Annotated in this window: 14 protein-coding genes and 1 pseudogene; 8 read left to right on the top strand and 7 right to left on the bottom strand. The window is 43.1% G+C overall.

Going from position 1 to position 18,250, the window contains the following annotated elements:
* Nucleotides 1–2 precede the first annotated feature (2 nt).
* The 4 genes from EGC86_RS04460 to dauA all read left to right on the top strand — a co-directional run bounded on the left by EGC86_RS04460 (nt 3) and on the right by dauA (nt 7,144).
* Nucleotides 3–3,164: an efflux RND transporter permease subunit gene (locus EGC86_RS04460; RefSeq protein WP_123776747.1), complete on the top strand. Its 3,162-nt coding sequence runs from the start codon at nt 3–5 to the stop codon at nt 3,162–3,164.
* Between the two features lie 17 nt (nt 3,165–3,181).
* Nucleotides 3,182–3,865 (top strand): response regulator transcription factor, encoded by a 684-nt coding sequence (locus EGC86_RS04455; RefSeq protein ID WP_123776746.1) that lies wholly within the window; start codon nt 3,182–3,184, stop codon nt 3,863–3,865.
* A 12-nt stretch (nt 3,866–3,877) separates the two neighbouring features.
* Nucleotides 3,878–5,134: a sensor histidine kinase gene (locus EGC86_RS04450; protein ID WP_123776745.1), complete on the top strand. Its 1,257-nt coding sequence runs from the start codon at nt 3,878–3,880 to the stop codon at nt 5,132–5,134.
* A 282-nt stretch (nt 5,135–5,416) separates the two neighbouring features.
* On the top strand, nt 5,417–7,144 hold the full coding sequence (gene dauA / locus EGC86_RS04445) for a C4-dicarboxylic acid transporter DauA (protein WP_123776744.1): 1,728 nt from the start codon (nt 5,417–5,419) through the stop codon (nt 7,142–7,144).
* A 168-nt stretch (nt 7,145–7,312) separates the two neighbouring features.
* On the opposite strand, the gene EGC86_RS04440 is transcribed toward dauA, so the two are convergent.
* Nucleotides 7,313–8,104, bottom strand: coding sequence for a substrate-binding periplasmic protein (locus EGC86_RS04440; protein ID WP_165872334.1), 792 nt, complete (start codon nt 8,102–8,104; stop codon nt 7,313–7,315).
* Nucleotides 8,105–8,299: 195 nt separating this feature from the next.
* Here EGC86_RS04440 and EGC86_RS04435 point away from each other — a divergent pair, with 195 nt between their 5' ends.
* Nucleotides 8,300–9,313 carry an NAD(P)H-quinone oxidoreductase gene (locus EGC86_RS04435; RefSeq protein WP_011639087.1) on the top strand — a complete coding sequence of 338 codons (1,014 nt, stop codon included), beginning with the start codon at nt 8,300–8,302 and terminating at the stop codon, nt 9,311–9,313.
* 376 nt (nt 9,314–9,689) lie between these two features.
* On the top strand, nt 9,690–10,127 hold the full coding sequence (locus tag EGC86_RS04430) for a hypothetical protein (RefSeq protein ID WP_011639086.1): 438 nt from the start codon (nt 9,690–9,692) through the stop codon (nt 10,125–10,127).
* A gap of 118 nt (nt 10,128–10,245) precedes the next feature.
* Here the strand turns inward: EGC86_RS04430 and EGC86_RS04425 are convergent, their stop codons facing one another.
* The 4 genes from EGC86_RS04425 to EGC86_RS04410 form a co-directional block, all read right to left on the bottom strand.
* Complete coding sequence (locus EGC86_RS04425; RefSeq protein ID WP_011639085.1) at nt 10,246–10,659, bottom strand: DUF2391 family protein; 414 nt, start codon at nt 10,657–10,659, stop codon at nt 10,246–10,248.
* Nucleotides 10,649–11,683 carry an aldose epimerase family protein gene (locus tag EGC86_RS04420; protein WP_123776742.1) on the bottom strand — a complete coding sequence of 345 codons (1,035 nt, stop codon included), beginning with the start codon at nt 11,681–11,683 and terminating at the stop codon, nt 10,649–10,651. The genes EGC86_RS04425 and EGC86_RS04420 overlap by 11 nt, the downstream gene beginning before the upstream one ends.
* 25 nt (nt 11,684–11,708) lie before the next feature.
* Nucleotides 11,709–12,851, bottom strand: coding sequence for a galactokinase (gene galK / locus EGC86_RS04415; RefSeq protein ID WP_011639083.1), 1,143 nt, complete (start codon nt 12,849–12,851; stop codon nt 11,709–11,711).
* Between the two features lie 172 nt (nt 12,852–13,023).
* Nucleotides 13,024–14,694, bottom strand: coding sequence for a cation:proton antiporter family protein (locus EGC86_RS04410; protein ID WP_011639082.1), 1,671 nt, complete (start codon nt 14,692–14,694; stop codon nt 13,024–13,026).
* 228 nt (nt 14,695–14,922) lie between these two features.
* Here EGC86_RS04410 and EGC86_RS21205 point away from each other — a divergent pair.
* A pseudogene (locus EGC86_RS21205) lies at nt 14,923–15,174 on the top strand (hypothetical protein).
* On the opposite strand, the gene EGC86_RS04405 reads toward EGC86_RS21205, so the two are convergent.
* Both EGC86_RS04405 and cutA read right to left on the bottom strand, forming a co-directional pair.
* Entirely contained in the window at nt 15,147–17,009 is a 1,863-nt protein-coding gene (locus EGC86_RS04405) for a protein-disulfide reductase DsbD (protein WP_123776846.1), read from the bottom strand. The pseudogene EGC86_RS21205 and the gene EGC86_RS04405 sit on opposite strands and share 28 nt — an antisense overlap.
* A complete protein-coding gene (cutA, locus tag EGC86_RS04400) occupies nt 17,006–17,332 on the bottom strand; it encodes a divalent-cation tolerance protein CutA (RefSeq protein ID WP_123776741.1) in 327 nt (108 codons plus the stop codon). Before cutA ends, EGC86_RS04405 begins: the two co-directional genes overlap by 4 nt.
* Nucleotides 17,333–17,560: 228 nt before the next feature.
* On the opposite strand from cutA, the gene EGC86_RS04395 reads away from it, so the two are divergent.
* The gene (locus tag EGC86_RS04395) at nt 17,561–18,211 is read left to right on the top strand and encodes an FxsA family protein (RefSeq protein ID WP_123776740.1); all 651 of its coding nucleotides are present in this window, start codon (nt 17,561–17,563) and stop codon (nt 18,209–18,211) included.
* Nucleotides 18,212–18,250: the final 39 nt, after the last annotated feature.

The following is an 18,250-nucleotide window of genomic DNA, read 5'->3' as shown; positions in this document are numbered from 1 at the left end:
CCATGTCGGGATCTCAATCTACACACTCAGGGGCGATAGCCTGGTTTGCTAGAAATTCAGTAGCGGCTAACTTGCTGTTAATTGCCATGATAATCGTGGGTCTTTTCTCCTTAGGCAGCTTACGCAAAGAGGCATTTCCGAGTTTAGAACCCGACAGGGTGACAGTGTCGGTGACTTACGACAGTGGCGACCCAGTGCTGGCTGAAGAAGGCATAGCAATTAAAATTGAAGATGCATTAGAAACCGTGCCGGGCATAAAACGGATAACGTCAACATCCAACGCCAATGGCAGTAGTGTGATAATTGAGAAAACCAGCGCTTATGATTTAGACACTTTACTCACTGATATTAAAACCAATGTCGATGCGATTTATAACTTTCCTAGTGAAGCTGAAAAACCCGTTATTGATAAAATGCGCATGCAAGATCATGCCTTGTGGATTGAGATATACGGCGATGCCGACCGCGCGACGTTGCAGGCATTAGCCGAACAACTTAAATCGGATTTATTAAGTCAGTCAGCCATTCACGATCTCGAGATTAAAGCCAAAGCCGAACCGATGATTTCTATAGAAATTGATGAAGCTAAGTTGCAAGCCTATGGACTGACGTTTGCCTCAGTGGCCAGTGCTGTGAATGCCGAATCGTCAGCATCCATTTCGACTAGCTTATATAACGACGACAAAACCGTACGGCTAAAAGTATCACAGCAAGCTTACCAATTAGACGATTTTATGGCGATTCCGGTGATCACCAACAGTCAAGGTTCGCTGATAACCTTAGGTGATATTGCGACTATTAAAGACGGTTTTGCCGACAATACCTTTGTGTTGTCGCGTTATAACCAAGCTAACTCAAGCGCGATTGAAATTGTGATGGACGAAAATGGCGATATTGTTGATATTGTCGAGCAAGCTAAGCAAGTCGTCGAAAAATGGCGCCGTTCTAATGTATTACCCGACAACGTCAGTATTGCTACTTGGCATGACAAAAGCACGCTGATTATCGAACGCTTAAGCTTATTGGTTAAAAATGCTTTGAGTGGTATCGCTTTGGTATTCATTATTTTAGCGTTATTTTTAAATTTGCGAGTGGCGTTTTGGGTTGCTGCAGGGTTACCGTTTGTGTTCTTCGGCACCTTGTTTTTTATGAGCAATACTTTTGCTGGCTTAAGCCTAAATGAAATGACCACTTTTGGATTTATTATGGCGCTGGGGATTGTCGTCGATGACGCAGTGGTGGTGGGCGAGAGTGTTTATAGCACTCGGCAAAAATACGGCGACAACATCGACAACACTATCAAAGGTACTTTAAAAGTGGCAACCCCAACGATATTTGGTGTGTTAACCACAGTAGTCGCTTTTGTTGCCTTAGCTAATGTTGAAGGTAATTTAGGGCAGATTTATGCCCAGTTTGGTACTGTCGTCGCCATTTGTTTGATGTTGTCGTTGGTTGAATCTAAATTTATTCTACCGTCGCATTTAGCGCATATTAATACTCAAAAAAGTGCTAAAAAGTCATGGTTTAATCATATCCAACATGCTGCCGATAGTGGTTTGCAGTGGTTTAGTCGAGTGATTTATCAGCCACTTATTGAGTTTGCATTACGGTTTCGTTATGCGGTGGTATTGCTGTTTATCGCACTGTTTATTGTGGTTGCAGGTATGCCAATAACGGGCAGCGTGCGAGTGGCATTTTTTCCTGATATTGCTGGCGACACTGTAGTTGCCGACTTTTCGATGCAAAATGACGCCAGTTTTGGCCAGACCTATAAAAATTTAATGACCTTAGAAACTGCTGCAAAACAAGTCGATGCTCAGCTGGTGGCCGAACAGCAGCATAATAAGGACAGCTATTTAACCAGTTTGCATGTTATGGCAAGCAGCAGTGACTCGGGCCAAGTTCAGGTTGAGTTAGCGACAGACAGTCCTTATAGCCTCAAAGAATTTAGCCAAAAATGGCTTGAGCTTGTTGGCCAAATGGAGGGCATAAAAAAGCTGAAAATATTATCGAAACAAGAAATGCTCGATAATTTTAAAGTGGAAATTAAAGCCAGCGATACCGATTCCGTCTTTGCTGCCGGCCAAGCGATAAAAGCGCAGCTAGAAACCATGGATGGCGTCAGTGGTATCGATAACAATTTAGACATAGGCGAGCCGCAATATCGTTTTGAATTAACTCAGCAAGGTCGTGCCCTAGGATTTGATACCGAAACCTTATCGAGCCAGATATTGCAGTCATTTGGCGGTGGTGTAGTACAGCGTTTTCAACGTGGCAAAGATGAGGTAAAAGTACGAGTACGTTACCCTGATGAAGATCGTCAAACCATCGAAGATATTAAGCTTGCCAATGTTCGAACTAGCGACGGTACTATTGTGCCATTAAGCCACGTGGCGCAGATTTTTAATGATTACCAACCGTCGAACATTACCCGTATCGACAGTCAACGGGCGGTATACATCAGTGCTGTGCTAGATAAAGATAAAATTGCCTCAAACGAGCTTGTTAGTCAGCTAAAGCAGACGTTAGTGCCGCAGTTAGCAGTGCAATACCCCGGTGTGAGTTTCAATTTTGCCGGTGAAGCTGAGCAACAAGCTGAAACCACAAGTTCGATAGGGTCGATGTTTGTGCTGGCGTTAATTGCCATTTATGCCTTGCTAGCCATCCCGTTAAAATCATACATACAACCGGTGATTATCATGACCGCGATTCCGTTTGGTATTGTTGGCGCCATTTTAGGCCATTGGTGGAATGACTTAACCATTAGTATTTTATCGTTAAATGGTATTTTGGCTTTAAGTGGCGTGGTGGTAAACGACAGTCTATTGCTCGTATCGCGCTATAACGAGTTGATTAAAGAAGAGGGTTTGTCGGTACACGATGCTATTGTTGAGTCATGTACCAGCCGGCTTCGTGCGGTATTGCTCACCTCAGTGACGACCTTTGCTGGTTTAGCTCCTTTGTTAGGCGAAACCTCATCGCAAGCACAGTTTTTAATACCTGCTGCGGCAGCGCTGGGTTATGGTATTTTATTTGCTACCGTCATCACCTTGATTTTGACGCCATCTTTGTTGCTCATTCAATGTGAGTCGAAAGCATTTATCAATCACGTTATTGCTAAACTGCGCCCAAATCACCATACGACAAGCTCAGTGGCGTCGTAAACCGAGGAGTATATTCGATGTTCACCGACAAGTTGCAGTTGTTATTGGTTGAAGACGATCTTGATTTAGCTACGGCGGTGATCGAGTACCTAGAGCTAGAAGGTATTCTTTGTGACCATTCTGCGAATGGCAGTGCAGGACTGAATCTGATTTTACTCAATCGCTATGATGCAGTGATATTGGATTTGAACTTACCTAAAATGAACGGTTTGCAAGTGTGTGAATCTTTGCGGCTGCAAGGCCTCGATGTACCAGTACTCATGCTTACCGCGCGCGACACGCTTAACGATAAGCTCGACGGCTTTGCCAAAGGTGCTGATGATTACCTCATTAAGCCGTTTGCAATGGAAGAGCTCATTGTCCGCATTCGAGTATTATCCCGTCGCCGAAGTGGTCAAGCTATGCGCCTAACCGTGGCCGATTTAATCCTCGATTTGCAGCAGAAACAGGCGTTTCGTAATGGGGTAGGCTTAAAGCTATCGCCGACAGCGTTTAAAATTTTAGACGTGTTAATACGAGCGAGCCCTAACCCTGTGTCGCGTGAAAAACTGATGCAAAGTGTGTGGGGAGATGACCAACCAGACAGTAATAGTTTAAAAGTACACATGTTTAATTTACGTAAACACCTTGATGGCAACCAGGAACTCAAGTTGCTGCATACCGTTAGTGGTCATGGCTTTGCCATTAAAGATAACCAGTAGGATAGCCATTACATGAAATTAACCCCGAGCCTGCGAATTTTTGTACTACTGGTCATGTTGTTTACTGGTATTAGTACTATTTTAATTTTATCGATGCTCAGTGTGCACTATTTTATTTCTGGTATGGACCAAATCTTACAATCTACCATGTACGCTCAAGCACAAGATCAACAGGTTATCGATGGTCAGCCGAAAACATCACATTTTTTTACGGTGGCTTCACGTTGGCAAGACCTACCCGAAGAGATCCAACAAAATATTAAGTCTGAGCCTAGAGAGTTTAACGTGTTGTATAAAAACATTATTGGCGGCTCGCCCATTACGCCCCCTGTAAAAGGCTTTTTTGTTATAAAAGTGCTTAAAGGTAACGAGGTGCGATATGTCTCCAGTACCTTTGACAGTCAAGCTGGCACTATGTCTCCTCCTAAAGGCATTCCCTTTTTTGTGGTGATATTAGCGACTGCAATTTTAGGTATTGTGATGTTTACTATCGTGTTGATGTTAATGATGCGAAAAGTGGCGCGGCCAATGAAGCGTTTAAGAACTTGGGCGAAAGGATTAAATAGCCAACAATTAGCTCAGCCAATACCCGACTTTCATTTTAGCGAATTAAATACCCTAGCCGATATTGTTAAAACCAGTTTAGGTACTGTGCAGGAAAGCTTAGATCGCGAGCAGCAATTCTTAGGCTATGCCAGCCATGAATTACGCACCCCAATAGCGGTGATCCGTACCAATACTGAATTACTGCAAAAGCTGATAAGCAAAGGCGGTAGCGCTGAAAAACAAGCTCAAGTCGTTCACCGCATCGAACGTGCTGGGCTCACCATGACCGATCTCACCGAAACCTTATTGTGGTTAACACGACGTGAAGGTAAAAGTTTGCCGTTAAAAGAGGTTAATTTAGGTCAGCTTATTCGCCAGCTAGTGCAAGATTTAACGTATTTAATCCACGGCAAAAATATTGAAATCAGTATTGAAACCGATGACTCTGCTCACCAACTCCCTGACACGCTATGCCGAATAATTATAAACAATCTTATCCGCAACGCTTTACAGCATACGGTTGAAGGTAGTGTGACTATTCGCCAGTCAGCCACATCGGTAAGCATCGCTAATCAGTGTAAGTCTTATGCTAATAGCTTTGAAGAGTTAGGCTTTGGCTTAGGGCTTGAGTTAACGACCAGACTTATTTCGCAATACGACTGGGATTATCAAAATATAGATACTAATCGCGGCCGCAAAGTGTCTATCGATTTTAGCCGTTAACGTTTAAGCCGTTTGGCCTTTGATTAGCGACTAAGATTAGGCAGCCAACTGTTGTGTGCATTCTTAATAAACACCACCGAAGCCACCGAAATAATCGGTGGCTTTTTTGCGCGAGTCATCAGAGCCAGTGGATCTTATTACCTCTATTTAGATAAATTTTATATTATAATGTGATGATAATTATATTATCATCAGGTGTTAACTTAATTCGATTGTACTGTAAGGTAATCGGCCTATAATGAGGGGTATCTTGACGCCGTACTAGGTTATGGGATCGCCGCAATGAAATACCGCACACATTTATTTTCTCTTCGTATCGGGCATGCACTCCGAGAGTCTTTAAAAGACGCTCCCTACAATGCCAATGCATTCACTAAAGATCTATTAGCTGGCTTAACCGTTGGCATTATTGCTATTCCATTAGCCATGGCGCTTGCGATTGCCATTGGGGTCGCGCCGCAATACGGGTTATATACTGCCATTATTGGTGGGTTTATTATTCCGCTCACCGGTGGCTCGCGTTACAGTGTGTCTGGCCCTACCGCCGCTTTTGTGGTGATCCTCTATCCCATAGTGCATCAATATGGTCTGTCAGGTTTATTGCTGGCCAGCATGTTATCCGGACTAATGTTGATTATCATGGCGTTGTTTCGCTTAGGGCGTTATATCCAATATATTCCCGAATCAGTCACGTTAGGGTTTACGGGTGGTATTGCCGTGGTGATTGCAGTGCTGCAAGTTAAGGACTTTTTTGGTCTAACTATTACCGAGATGCCAGAAAGTTTTGTCGGTAAAGTAGCTACCTTAGTTCAAGAAATTCCTAGTTTTTCGGGGCCGACATTACTGGTGGGATTAAGCACATTAGTGGTGTTTATTTTGTGGCCAAAACTCAAGTTGGCTGTGCCAGCGCATCTGCCTGCTGTGGTGGCCGCAAGTATTGTGGCGTTGATGTTGAACCTCCAAGGTTTCGATGTGGCCACGATTGGATCTACGTTCAGTTTCACCCTAGCCGATGGCTCAATCGGTGCAGGTATTCCCTCTATGTTGCCCGATTTTGAATGGCCTTGGCTTCGCGCGCAAACGGGTGAAGTGCCATTGGTACTCACTTGGCAATTAGCCAGTGACCTATTGTCTGCCGCCTTTGCTATCGCCATGTTAGGTGCCATTGAATCGTTACTGTGCGCAGTGGTGCTAGACGGCATGTCAGGTAAAAAGCACAGCGCCAATAGCGAGTTACTTGGTCAAGGTATCGGTAATATTATCGCGCCATTTTTTGGCGGTATTACCGCGACTGCTGCCATCGCTCGTTCGGCGGCTAACTATAAGTCGGGGGCGGTAAGCCCAATCGCGGCCATGATCCATGCGCTGGTGGTGTTAGTGTCTTTATTATCGCTCAGCACTGTTTTAGCTTATATCCCCATGGCGGGCATGTCGGCGCTGCTTATTATGGTGGCTTGGAACATGAGTGAAGCGCCTAAGATTGTCCATCTTGTTAAAAAAGCCCCTGCCAGTGAAATACTGGTGTTGATGGTGTGCTTGTTACTGACCATATTTTTTGACATGGTGATTGCGATTAGTGCTGGGATCATTTTGGCGTCGTTATTATTCATGAAACAAGTGGCCGACATGACCAAGGTGCAAGACATTAGCGAGCAGAAAAAGCACATTCATGTTGAGTTACCGCCACGCTGGAAAGTGTTTAAAATTAATGGGCCATTGTTTTTTGCTGCTGCCGACAGTGTGTTTGGTGAGTTGGCGCATTTGAGTGGCGACCAGGATGGGGTGGTGTTGTATTTTGACGGGGTGTCTATTTTAGACTCTGGTGGCGTTTCGGCGCTGTATAAGTTTATTGATAAATGTAAGCGTGATAATACTCGAGTCTTGTTGGCCGATTTTCAATTTCAGCCACTTAAAACCTTAGCCAAAGCAGGGTTTAAGCCAGATGGTGTGCAATGTGTGACATATTCTACGCTGGCAGATGCACTTGATGATGTGGTGGCTGGAGCTTAAACACACCATAAAAGGCTGACAAACCAGTATGGTGTTTTCGATAAACTCGCTACGATAACGCTTTGTGAGTTATAGGGCTGGTTTAGCAACTTCGATATAGTGCCAAATGTCTGCAATGTGCAGCCTTGTTGATGCCAATTCCGTATGGCATCACTACAGCAAGCGAGATTAATTAAAGATAGGCAGGAATTTTTGCAGGTTTTTATGACGGGCCTCGTCAGATGTCAGAGCAGGTAATATTTTGTACTTACTCATAATCTGTTGATATTCGCCATTGGCTTTTAGCATCTCGATGCCATTAGTAAAGGTCACCGCGTAAGCTTTATTGTGTGGATTAAAGCCAACATACAAAGGCACCGGTTTGCCTATAGTGCCAGCATAGCGAAGTTGTTGAGTTAAGTTTAATTGACTTGCGGTGTACTCAATGACATTTTTGTTGTCGATGATGACCGAATGACGTCCTTTTACTAGCCGAATAATATTCATAGCCAATGGATCTCTGCCAGAGGCAAAGTACGTATTAGGATGTGCACCAAACCAAGCGTCGAGCTCAACACCATAGTGGTAACCAGTGACTATCGCAGCCTGTTGAGTGTTATTGAGATCGGTAATCTGCTCAAATGTTTCATTACTATCAACAAGAGTATAAAAGTCGTTGCTGTTATAGCCGACAATCACATCAGCATTAATCAATTTATTTTCGACAATGGCGCTAGACGTCAATGCCAGTACAGCGTCGATGTTATTTCTTTGCAGTTCAATCAGTGCGCGTTTATAAGGAAAAATCTGAAATTCAACCGGTTGACCCTGGATCTCAAAAGCGCGACGTGTGAGTTCTACAACGTAGCCGGTTTGGTTGTCGCAGATATAAGGGCACCAAATATCAGAGGCGATACGGATAGGTGCAGCATGGGCGTGAATACTGAAAATAGACAGTAAAACGAACAGGTACTTTAACAAGTATTTTGCTCCATGTTTTGAACGGGCGGGTATAGTAATGGTTTAAAGTGTATAGGCAATCATTTTTGATTAAAAAAGATACTACTTTATGTTTTGCTAACAAACCTGCTGAATTTGTGAACAGGTGATCGGCGCCTGTAACAGATTATTAATCCAAGTTACTTTTTGGTAACAATTAACCAAGGTGATATTTTTATGGCGACAGTAAATAGACAATTTACCCATGTAGTGGTTGAACAGCCTGGCGAACCCAGTGTGATGACCATGACTCAATCAACGCTTGCGATGCCAACAGAAGGCCAAGTGACGATTAAGGTGTATGCTGCTGGAGTCAATGGCCCAGACATTAAACAGAGAGTTGGTGCTTATCCACCGCCAGCAGATGCCAGCCCGATTATTGGGTTAGAAGTCGCCGGTGAAATTGTTGCCGTGGCAGACGATGTTACTCAGTGGCAAGTTGGCGATAAAGTGTGTGCCTTAGTGCCTGGTGGCGGCTATGCCGAGTTAGTGAATACTTACGCAGCACATTGTTTACCTATTCCTACTGGTTACAGTTTTGTGCAAGCTGCCGCGTTGCCAGAAACCTTTTTTACCGTGTGGGGTAACTTGTTTATTCGCGGTGGACTTAACGCGGGTGAAACAGTGCTTATTCATGGGGGCTCTGGTGGCATCGGTACAACTGCGATCCAAATGGCGAGTCGTTTAGGTGCAACGGTATTTGCAACCTCTGGCAGTGCAGAGAAATGCCAATACTGTCTTGATCAAGGCGCTAGCGTAGCGATTAACTATAACGAGCAGCATTTTGTTGAGCCGATCTTAGAAGCGACAAATGGATTAGGCGTTAACGTGATTATGGATATTGCTGGTGGCGACTTCATTAACGAAAATCTTAAAGCTATCGCAACCGACGGACGTATGGTGTCGGTTGCCATGCAACGTGGTCCACAAGCAAACGTGGATATTTTCCGCATTATGGCTAAACGAGTCATTTGGACTGGGTCAACGTTACGACCACAAAGCGTGGCGAATAAAGCCCTGATTGCTCAAGGTTTGGCTGAGTTCGTATGGCCGCTATTAAATAGTGGCAAAATGAGTATTCCAATCGATAGTGTGTTCCCATTCTCGCAAGTGGTACAGGCACATGAACTAATGGAGTCGGGTACACACAAAGGTAAGATAGTGTTGGATCTGCAAGCCGATCCTCGTTAAGTGTATTAATCCCTTACCAATACACTTATTTATAATGTGGTTTTAATCAGCGATAAATTTTGATAAAAAACTTGAAGCTTGATGTTTTTAAGCTAAAGTCGTGATCACAAAGTGATTGGTCATAAGGTGGCTAATCACTTGGTGAGGCGTTTATTTTGTGAGAAAAATGACAGAAAAGTGTTAAAAATTGACTACAACCGACATTTTTATGCGATTACGCGAAAAATTCATCGTTTTAGGCATTGATTCTCAGAAATATTCTGTTTAAATACCCACACAAATACAGAACAGATAATCGTGGCGCAGTATGAAGATATTATCTTCAATAATCCTGCACCATTTTTAGAATATGTGTTGATTAAGGGCGTTAGCATATATGTATAACACTGCAAAAAAACAACTTTGGTTTGGTGAATTAAGAACATCGAAAGGTAACACTATCGTCGTTCATGATAATCAATTGCCAGAAGCGTCACCAGGGCGCATTTTCATGTACAACACTATCCGTAATACGATTGTGGAGTACGTAGAAGACATCGTTAAAGTAAACTTACACGACTTAGATGAACAACAAACAAAAGCTGCTATGGCTGAGTTTGGCGATGCATGGAAAGCGGCGCGTAGTGAGTTTATGGCAAAGCATCAGTTACGAATTGATTTGTCAAAAGTACCCGATACAGCGCCACCGCGTAAGGCTAAACCGGCTCCAGAGCCAGATGAAGCGATTAACGCAGATGATGACATTCCAGAATTTGATGATTCAGATGATGACAATGATAGCTTTGATGATATGGGTGATAGTGTAGACGATTAACCCTGCAGATAACATTGAGTCTCTGGCTCAGAGTGTTGTTGGTTCATCGTATGATTCTGCTTATATCTGCTAAAGATTACTGACCATATAAGGAATAATTCATTATTCCTTATATGGTTTATTCTTTGTCGAAACTGTCGACAATAATCGCACCCATTGATGCGGGCATCGCGATTAAAATAATCCGCTTTAACGCTAAGATTGGATCGGTTATTAATGGCAATTTATTTAACGCCAACAGTACGATACTCACCACCAGTAACGTCAATATATACGCCGCAATTACCCGCAAAAAAAATGCTCGTCTGCGCTTAACAATATTTGCCTGAAACACACTCTGATAAGCAAATAAGGTAATAAATGCCAGCGACAATACCACCACCAATACCAAATTTAATGTTGGCAAACTGGCCGACAATCGCCACGCTTCTTCAGAAAATGCAATCGGCACCGACAGCGCAAAAGCCCCAACGGCAATTTGACCAATATCTTCGGCATTGAAATTGGGTTTAACAGGCTGATTATTCGGCATCAAACTGATATCGAGTTATGTGGTGATATAGCTTACCAGGTGTTATCCATACATCGCCGGGTAAGTCTGGCTGATTAGGCGAGTCGGGTAGCATTTGTGGTTCAATACACACAGCTTGATGATCGCTTAATACTCGCTGCTTTTTACCTATCGTACCTTGCAAAAAGTTTGCTCCATAAACCTGCACCCCAGGCTGATTAGTATAAACCGTCATATTGCGGCCACTATTAGGGCTGGCTAAGCAACCAAAGCGCTGTAAATCCGCACCGGGATTATCTAACACATAACAATGGTCAAAGCCCTTAGTAGCGGCTAATGCTGGGCGTTCGGTTTGTACTGACATTGGTGTGGGTTTTGCCATGTCTACATCGCTACCTGCGGTAGGTTGTATTGAGGTAGGCACACCAACATCATTCATTGTGAGGTACTTTGTGGCATCCACTTGCAGAGTATGTTGCTCATTAGTGTCGCTGCGATTACCGTCTAAATTAAAGTAGCTGTGCTGGGTTAAACTAATAGGACAGGCTTTATCGGTACTAGCTAGCATTTCAATGTACAAGTTATTACCCACTAAACGGTAATCTAGTTGCACAGTACAATTGCCCGGAAATCCCATGTCGCCGTCTGGGCTTGTTAAGGTTAAGCGGACGCCATCACTTAAGGTACCGAGTTGCCACAATTTCCGATTAAAGCCTTCAACGCCACCGTGTAAACAATTGCTCGCTTGGTTAACGCTAAGTTGGTATTCATGGCCATTATATTGGGTTTTACCATTGGCAATACGATTGCTGTAACGTCCTGCTATCGCGCCTAAATGGGCTTGTTGAGCCAGATAATCTTCGACACTGTCGCAACCTAACACGATATTTTTACGTTCACCGTTGCGATCTGGAGTCCATAATGATCGAATAATGCCGCCTAAACTTAATACTTCAAGTGCGATGATGCCATTATCAATTCTAACCCGCTCAATCTCACCACCACGGGGATCTTGCCAAGGTTCCAGCACACTAAAACGTACCATTTATGCCTCTCTAATCTGTAAATTATTAGCCGATGCGTCCTGCACCGCCACTCGCTGAACATAAGTATATTGTTGCTTCGATACCTGTTTGCTTAAAATATTGGTTTTCAACTAGGTTAATCACCTCATCGGTAAGGTCATGATTGACCAATGCCAATACGCAGCCATCGCTCATACGTACGCCGCCCTTTTCACCGATTAAATTCGCAATCATGCTCACTAAGGTGTCAATGTCGGCAGTGATAATGTCAAAGTCATCGCGCATTGATGCTTGAGACTGTGCCATTAACTGACTAAAACGGGCAATATTGTTTTGTTGCAAAGCTCTGGCAGCATTACTAGTACGTTGATTTTCGGTAATGACATGGCGTGCTCGACGAAACTGAACATCACTGAGTGATTCTTTATCTGCCGTGAGTAGGCTCAATGATAAATCACGCAAAGAATCGAGGCCAAGTAACTTGGTTATCTGATTACACTCTTGCTTACGTTGTTCAAATTGTTGGGTAAAACCATGACGGTCTTGCTTTAAGTCGATTACGATTAAGCTAAGTTCTTCTGGTAATAGCACCGATTCGCTTTCTAATTCTAAACAATCAATCAATAAGGCATGATCAGGCTCTGCCATCGCGCTAATGATTTGGTCCATCATGCCGCAATCTAACAGCATAAATTGACTTTCGCCGCGTTGAGCTAATTGGGCAATAGCGATAGGAGATAAGTTTAATTGGCTGGCATAACTGATGGCGGTACCAAAAGCGATTTCCAGTGCTGCCGACGATGATAAACCGGCTCCCAGTGGTACGTCACCCACAATGGCTAAGTCTAAGCCCTTAGCTCGTAAACCCGATTGGTTCATAGCAGCGGTTACACTTTTGAGATAATGGCTCCAGTCATCGCCTGCAGCGACTGGGCCTTCTTCACCAAAGTGCCATTGCTTAATTTCCCCAGGGAAAGCGGTTGTCACCGCGCGAAATAAATTATCATCGCGATGCTTTACCGCTATAACAGTATGAAAGTTAATTGCAGCGGGTAATGCGAGGCCTTCGTTATAGTCGGTATGCTCGCCCATAATGTTAACTCGCCCGGGCGCTTGGTATAAATCATCTGGCTTGGTGCCAAATGTACGAACAAATAATTTAGTGGCGCGTTGAGCAGGGTTTGACATACTTCAAAAAATCCGACAAAGGGTGACATGGAAAGACTGGTTACTTGAGTTATAGCATGTCTTTACCGTGTCTGTAACTGAGATTTTTTTATCCGAAGCAAAATTGAAAATACTCTGTAGTAAACAAAAACGCCTAGAGAGTTATCTAGGCGTTTGCAATTGGTGATTAGTTTTATGATGGCGACTCAGATGTCGTATCGTTTATTGCCGATTGGTTTGGCTGATCACTACTAGCCACAACTGAACCAGGTACCAGTTCTGGTGGTGAATCGAGTAGCTCTTTAATCACATGGTCAACAAAACCGGCGCCTGCAGCTTCATACAAGTTATACACAGTATGAACACCAGACTCTTTTAATGACTCAGCATCTTCAGCGTATTGCACAATCGCGCTGATTTTCCCCTCGTAATTAAGCTTTTGCAATTGTTGCACTGCAAACAAATTACCCGCGTGATGTGGCATTGCCAGTAGGACTAACTCTAAGTGTGGCGCACGTTCAAGCTTGACCCAAAAGTCAGTATCGCTAGCGTCACCTTGTACAACATTACGGCCTTCATTTCGATGAAAATCAACCAGTTCTTGTTTGTGTTCAATCCCTAAAATTTCGCCGGTGTATTTGGCGCGTAATTCATCATATGCCCCAGAACCAATACGGCCCATCCCTAAGATCAAAAAGCGTGGATTACCAATACGGATTTGTCTGTCTTCTGGGTGTAATGGGTGGCGTTCGAGTTTGGTTAATTTTGATTGGAAACGCTGATAAATATTACTGACGTTATTATTAAACGGCGCTGCAAATAAGAAACTTATGCTTAACGCTACCGCAATAATGATCAGCCATTCTGGTGGTAACCAACCCTTGTGTGCCGCTACTGCCGCTACGATTAAACCAAACTCACTGTAGTTACCTAAGTTAAACGAGGCTAATAACGATGTGCGTGAGCGCAATTTAAAGCGGGTTAGCAGATAAACAAACATCAAAATTTTCACTGGAATTAGCGCAACTAAAATCGCCGCTAAACCAATATCGGCCAATGTGGGTAATCCGTTTAACCCAATGGTTAAGAAGAAGGCGACTAAGAATAACTCTTTAAAGAAGTAAATCGACTTGGCTAATTCGGATGATTTAGCATGCCCAGCTAATAAAATACCCACAATCAATGCGCCTAAATCGGGTTTTAAACCGACGGCTTCAAATAACCATGCGCCCACCACTAATGCCATCACAAGGCCAAACAATACCAGCATTTCACCGTGGCCGACGCGATCGAACACTTTATAAATAAGCGGTCTTGCAAGCGGCAGTAATAACAATGCAAACGCCCAAACTGACGGGATGTTACCTTTAGAAATGGTTAAAAAGATCACAGCGAAGATGTCTTGCATAATCAAGATACCAATCGCTACTCGGCCATAAAGTGACTGCATGTCACCGCTGTCTTCAAGCACCTTTACCGCAAATACGGTACTGGAAAAACTTAATGCAAAGGAAATTAGCATTAGTTGATTGAAACTGAACCCGTCGAGCTGCTCAATGCCTAAAAAGCCTAACAGCTTTAGCACTGGCACAAAAAATAGAATCGAACCAATTAAATGTAAGCTTGAACCGGCCCAAACTTCGGCTTTAAACAGGCTCTTAAGATCAAGTTTAAGGCCAATGGAAAATAGCAGTAAGGTGACACCTAGGTCAGCAAGTTGCTGCAAAATAGGTAAGCTAGTGTCTTCAATGCCTAAGGTGAACAATACAAAACCAGCAGCAAGATAACCAATCAGTGGCGGTAAACCCACTCGGCTGACCAGCATTCCGCAAAGTAGGGTGATAATCAGGATAGCGGGTTCCATAAAGCGCCTTGATTGAGGGGTATGAAATCTTATTGTATAAGAAAAAAGTTAACTTTCGATGACTTTAATGCGTTAAATGCAAAAAACAGCATCTTTAGTAACTAAAGATGCTGTTTTGCATAATGTTTATTGGGTGAGGTTTACATAGCGCTTTAGCTAGGGTCTGTTGAACTTTGCTGGTTGAATTTTGTTCGAGTTAAAAACGTTTTAATCGAGGCGAATGGATTGATGCCTAATCATCTAAGCAAAATTCATTCAACAAAGAGTAAAACATTTTTAGCTGAACCTTTCGGGCAGAGTTTGTTGGTCATTTTTACTGCGTTATCAACTTTTTATGTAGAATAACTACACATCAAAGTCTCTGCCTTGTACAAATGGCCAACAATTCGCTGCAAAAATAACCTTGAAAGATCAACAGACCCTAATGAACCCGCTAAATTCCTTTCGCTAATTTACTTTGCTAGCAGGATATCTAAATGAGCGGCAAATTCTTTTGGTCCCATAAAGCCAGTAACTCGTAAATCTTCACGCTGTTTGCCATCGCTATTAAACATTAACAAGGTAGGTAAACCTAACACGCCATAATGTTCTAAAAGGGTGATATCAATATCATCGCTGGCCGTTACGTCAGCTTGCAATAGCACCATTTGGCTCATGCGCGTGGCGACATCTTTATTTTTAAAGGTAATCGCTTCAAACTCTTTACAGGCCACACACCAGTCGGCGTATAAATCTAACATCACCGTTTTACCGCTAATGCTGGCTTTATCCAATTCAACTTCTAAGTCTTCAAGCGACTTAATACGAATAAAATGATTCTCTTTATTTTGGGCTTTTCCTTCAACACCCGCTTGAGTAATATCTGGGGTTTTATGACCAAAACCTGTCATGATTGCTTGGAAACCATACGAAAAGCTTGCCATCAAAGCCAGTAGTAAAAATACCCCACGAGTGCTTTGTTTCCAGTTAAATTCTGACAACCTGTTTTGATGCATTAAGTAAGCGACTAAGCATATTGCCCATAATGACCAGAGTAAATCGGACACTAAACCAGGCCAAATACGGCCAATCATTACTATCGAGACTGAAATTAGTAAGAAACCAAAGATGGTTTTAATAATGTCCATCCACGCTCCTGCGCGTGGTAAGATTTTGCCACCCGAAGTACCAATCACTAATAACGGTAAACCCATACCCATGCTGAGTACATACAGCGCTAAAAAGCCTTGCAGTAAATCACCAGACTGCGCCACGTAAATCAGCACGCCAGATAACGGCGCCGTGGTACAAGGCGAAGCGACTAAACCTGAAATCACCCCCATCATAAACACACCAATAAGGTTGCCACCTTTTTGGTTGTTCGACATCGAGTTCATTTTTTCTTGCCACTTCGATGGCAGTTTTAAATCGTACATGCCAAACATTGATAAGCTCAGCAGCACAAACATCACCGCTAAGAAAATCAAAATGGCTGGGTGTTGCAAGGCTGCTTGAAACTTAAGTCCGGCAGAGGCAACCACTAATCCTAATAAAGAGTAGGTAATCGCCATGCCTTGTACGTAGGCCATTGATAGAGTGAAGGCTTTAGCGGTAGATAACTTCTTACCTTGGCCAACAATAATGCCCGACAAAATAGGGTACATCGGAAACACACATGGTGTTAATGCTAAGCCAATACCTAAACCAAAGAAAATCACCAAGGTCCATAATAGGCTATCGTTTTGGAGCATTTGGTTTAACGTGTCTTGCTGAGTAATGGGTGCTGCAGGAGCATCGGTTGCCGTTGTCGATGCTTGCGCGTCATCAGGTGCACCAATCACTTTTTTACTGCTTAATGTGCCGTCATTTGCTTCAATCGCTGTTAACGTTACATCGTGTTTGGTGGGCGGGTAACACAAAGTACCTTCTGCACAACCCATAAAGGTGACATGAAATACCGCATCGGCTTGGGCTTCTTTAAATGCGATAGGGATTTCAACAAACGAGTAAAACACCTCTTGGTCGCCAAAGTATTCGTCGTGATGGTTTTTACCATGAGGTAATTCAATATCGCCAATCACTGCACCGTCGACCGAAAACTGCAGCTTGTCGCGATATAAATAATAGCCTTCAGCAATGACAAAATTGATTTTGAGTTGATTACCTTGTTGTTGGTAGTCAAACACAAAAGCATCGTTAACCTTCATTAACTCAGGTTCGCTGCTTAAAAAGCTGAATTTATTACTCAACACATTAGCACTGTGTGCTGTTGGCGCGAGTAAAATTGATGACATCATTAACAATGATGTAAGGCATATGGCAACGAGTTTTTTCATGATGGTGAGTTGTCTTTTATCCATTGTAAATAAGGGCCAAAACCACCGATAATCGGAGTGGCAATGAATTCTGGTACTTCATAAGGATGCATTGTGATCACCAGTTGTTCAATTGCAGGGTAATCAGTTGTCATGCATTTTATCTGCATCGGCACTTCGTGTGACTGACAAATGTTATTGTCCCACTGATAAATTGACTCAACGGCTTGGCCTATTTGTACGCACGCCGCCAACTTTGCCTCTACCAATGCCGTCGCAATGCGACAAGCAATGTCAGCGTCTGGGCAAGTGGTAAAAACAAGTAGCTGTTCAGGTTTATACATAAGTTGTCTTAAAGTTTACTTAAGTTAATGCTGTTATCATGCGCAAGGTCATCACAGTACGCTTTTTTAAACGCATTTTCATTAAACTGAGGTGATATTCGTGACGCGTCTTGAAAAGAGACCCGCTCACCCCCATTTAAGTTTCATCGGCAACGGTTATTTTACAGGTCGCCACTCTGTTATCTTATAAGTCGTCACTCTATCAAAAAGCGATCCTTAGAGGCCAATATGTTTTTTATTTTATTGTTAATATTTGTTTTAATACCGGTTATTGAGCTCAATGTACTCATTGAAGTAGCCAGCTCAATCGGTTCATGGACCACAGTCGCGCTAGTGTTATTTACCGCGGTTGTAGGTGTGTCATTAGTACGCAGCCAAGGCTTAAGTACTTTAATGAGCGTGCAACAAAAATTAGCCCGAGGCGAAGCACCAGGGCAAGAAATTGTTGAAGGTATGATGTTGGCTGCCGCTGGGGTGTTATTGCTTATTCCTGGTTTTGTTACCGACTTTATTGGCTTAATTTTATTAACCCCATTTACCCGCGCTCCTATTGCGGCATTTTTATATAAACGCATGCAACTTCGTGTTGTGGCTAATGGTGGTATTCCCCCTGGTTTTGGCGGCGGACAAAGTCCTTTTGGTCAATCAGGCCCATTTGCAGGGCAAAAGCCATTTGATCAACAGGGCAACACTTTCGACGGTGATTTTGAACATAAAAATGATCACCCACGTAGCCATCAAATTGAGGTTGTTGATCTTGATAAAGACATTAACAATGATCGTGATGATGACATTAAAGATAAGCGCCATGACGACAATCGTGACGATATTATAGATGTAGAGCCCATTAAGCCTAAAGATGACGACAAGCCGTCTTAATACGCACCACTTATGACACACCATCTTAATACACATTAT

It is taken from the genome of Shewanella frigidimarina (genome assembly GCF_003797125.1).
In the GTDB taxonomy this organism is placed as follows: domain Bacteria; phylum Pseudomonadota; class Gammaproteobacteria; order Enterobacterales; family Shewanellaceae; genus Shewanella; species Shewanella frigidimarina.
The sequence above is the reverse complement of the archived record's forward strand: the minus strand, read 5'-3'. Positions and strand labels throughout refer to the sequence as shown.

Bases quoted from the DNA above. Each gene is read 5' to 3' on its own strand.
- EGC86_RS04455 (WP_123776746.1), top strand. From the start codon at position 3,182: ATGTTCACCGACAAGTTGCAGTTGTTATTGGTTGAAGACGATCTTGAT.
- EGC86_RS04430 (WP_011639086.1), top strand. From the start codon at position 9,690: ATGTATAACACTGCAAAAAAACAACTTTGGTTTGGTGAATTAAGAACA.
- galK (WP_011639083.1), bottom strand. From the start codon at position 12,851: ATGTCAAACCCTGCTCAACGCGCCACTAAATTATTTGTTCGTACATTT.
- EGC86_RS04420 (WP_123776742.1), bottom strand. From the start codon at position 11,683: ATGGTACGTTTTAGTGTGCTGGAACCTTGGCAAGATCCCCGTGGTGGT.
- EGC86_RS04435 (WP_011639087.1), top strand. From the start codon at position 8,300: ATGGCGACAGTAAATAGACAATTTACCCATGTAGTGGTTGAACAGCCT.
- EGC86_RS04460 (WP_123776747.1), top strand. From the start codon at position 3: ATGTCGGGATCTCAATCTACACACTCAGGGGCGATAGCCTGGTTTGCT.
- dauA (WP_123776744.1), top strand. From the start codon at position 5,417: ATGAAATACCGCACACATTTATTTTCTCTTCGTATCGGGCATGCACTC.
- EGC86_RS04425 (WP_011639085.1), bottom strand. From the start codon at position 10,659: ATGCCGAATAATCAGCCTGTTAAACCCAATTTCAATGCCGAAGATATT.
- EGC86_RS04405 (WP_123776846.1), bottom strand. From the start codon at position 17,009: ATGAAAAAACTCGTTGCCATATGCCTTACATCATTGTTAATGATGTCA.
- EGC86_RS04395 (WP_123776740.1), top strand. From the start codon at position 17,561: ATGTTTTTTATTTTATTGTTAATATTTGTTTTAATACCGGTTATTGAG.
- EGC86_RS04450 (WP_123776745.1), top strand. From the start codon at position 3,878: ATGAAATTAACCCCGAGCCTGCGAATTTTTGTACTACTGGTCATGTTG.
- EGC86_RS04410 (WP_011639082.1), bottom strand. From the start codon at position 14,694: ATGGAACCCGCTATCCTGATTATCACCCTACTTTGCGGAATGCTGGTC.
- cutA (WP_123776741.1), bottom strand. From the start codon at position 17,332: ATGTATAAACCTGAACAGCTACTTGTTTTTACCACTTGCCCAGACGCT.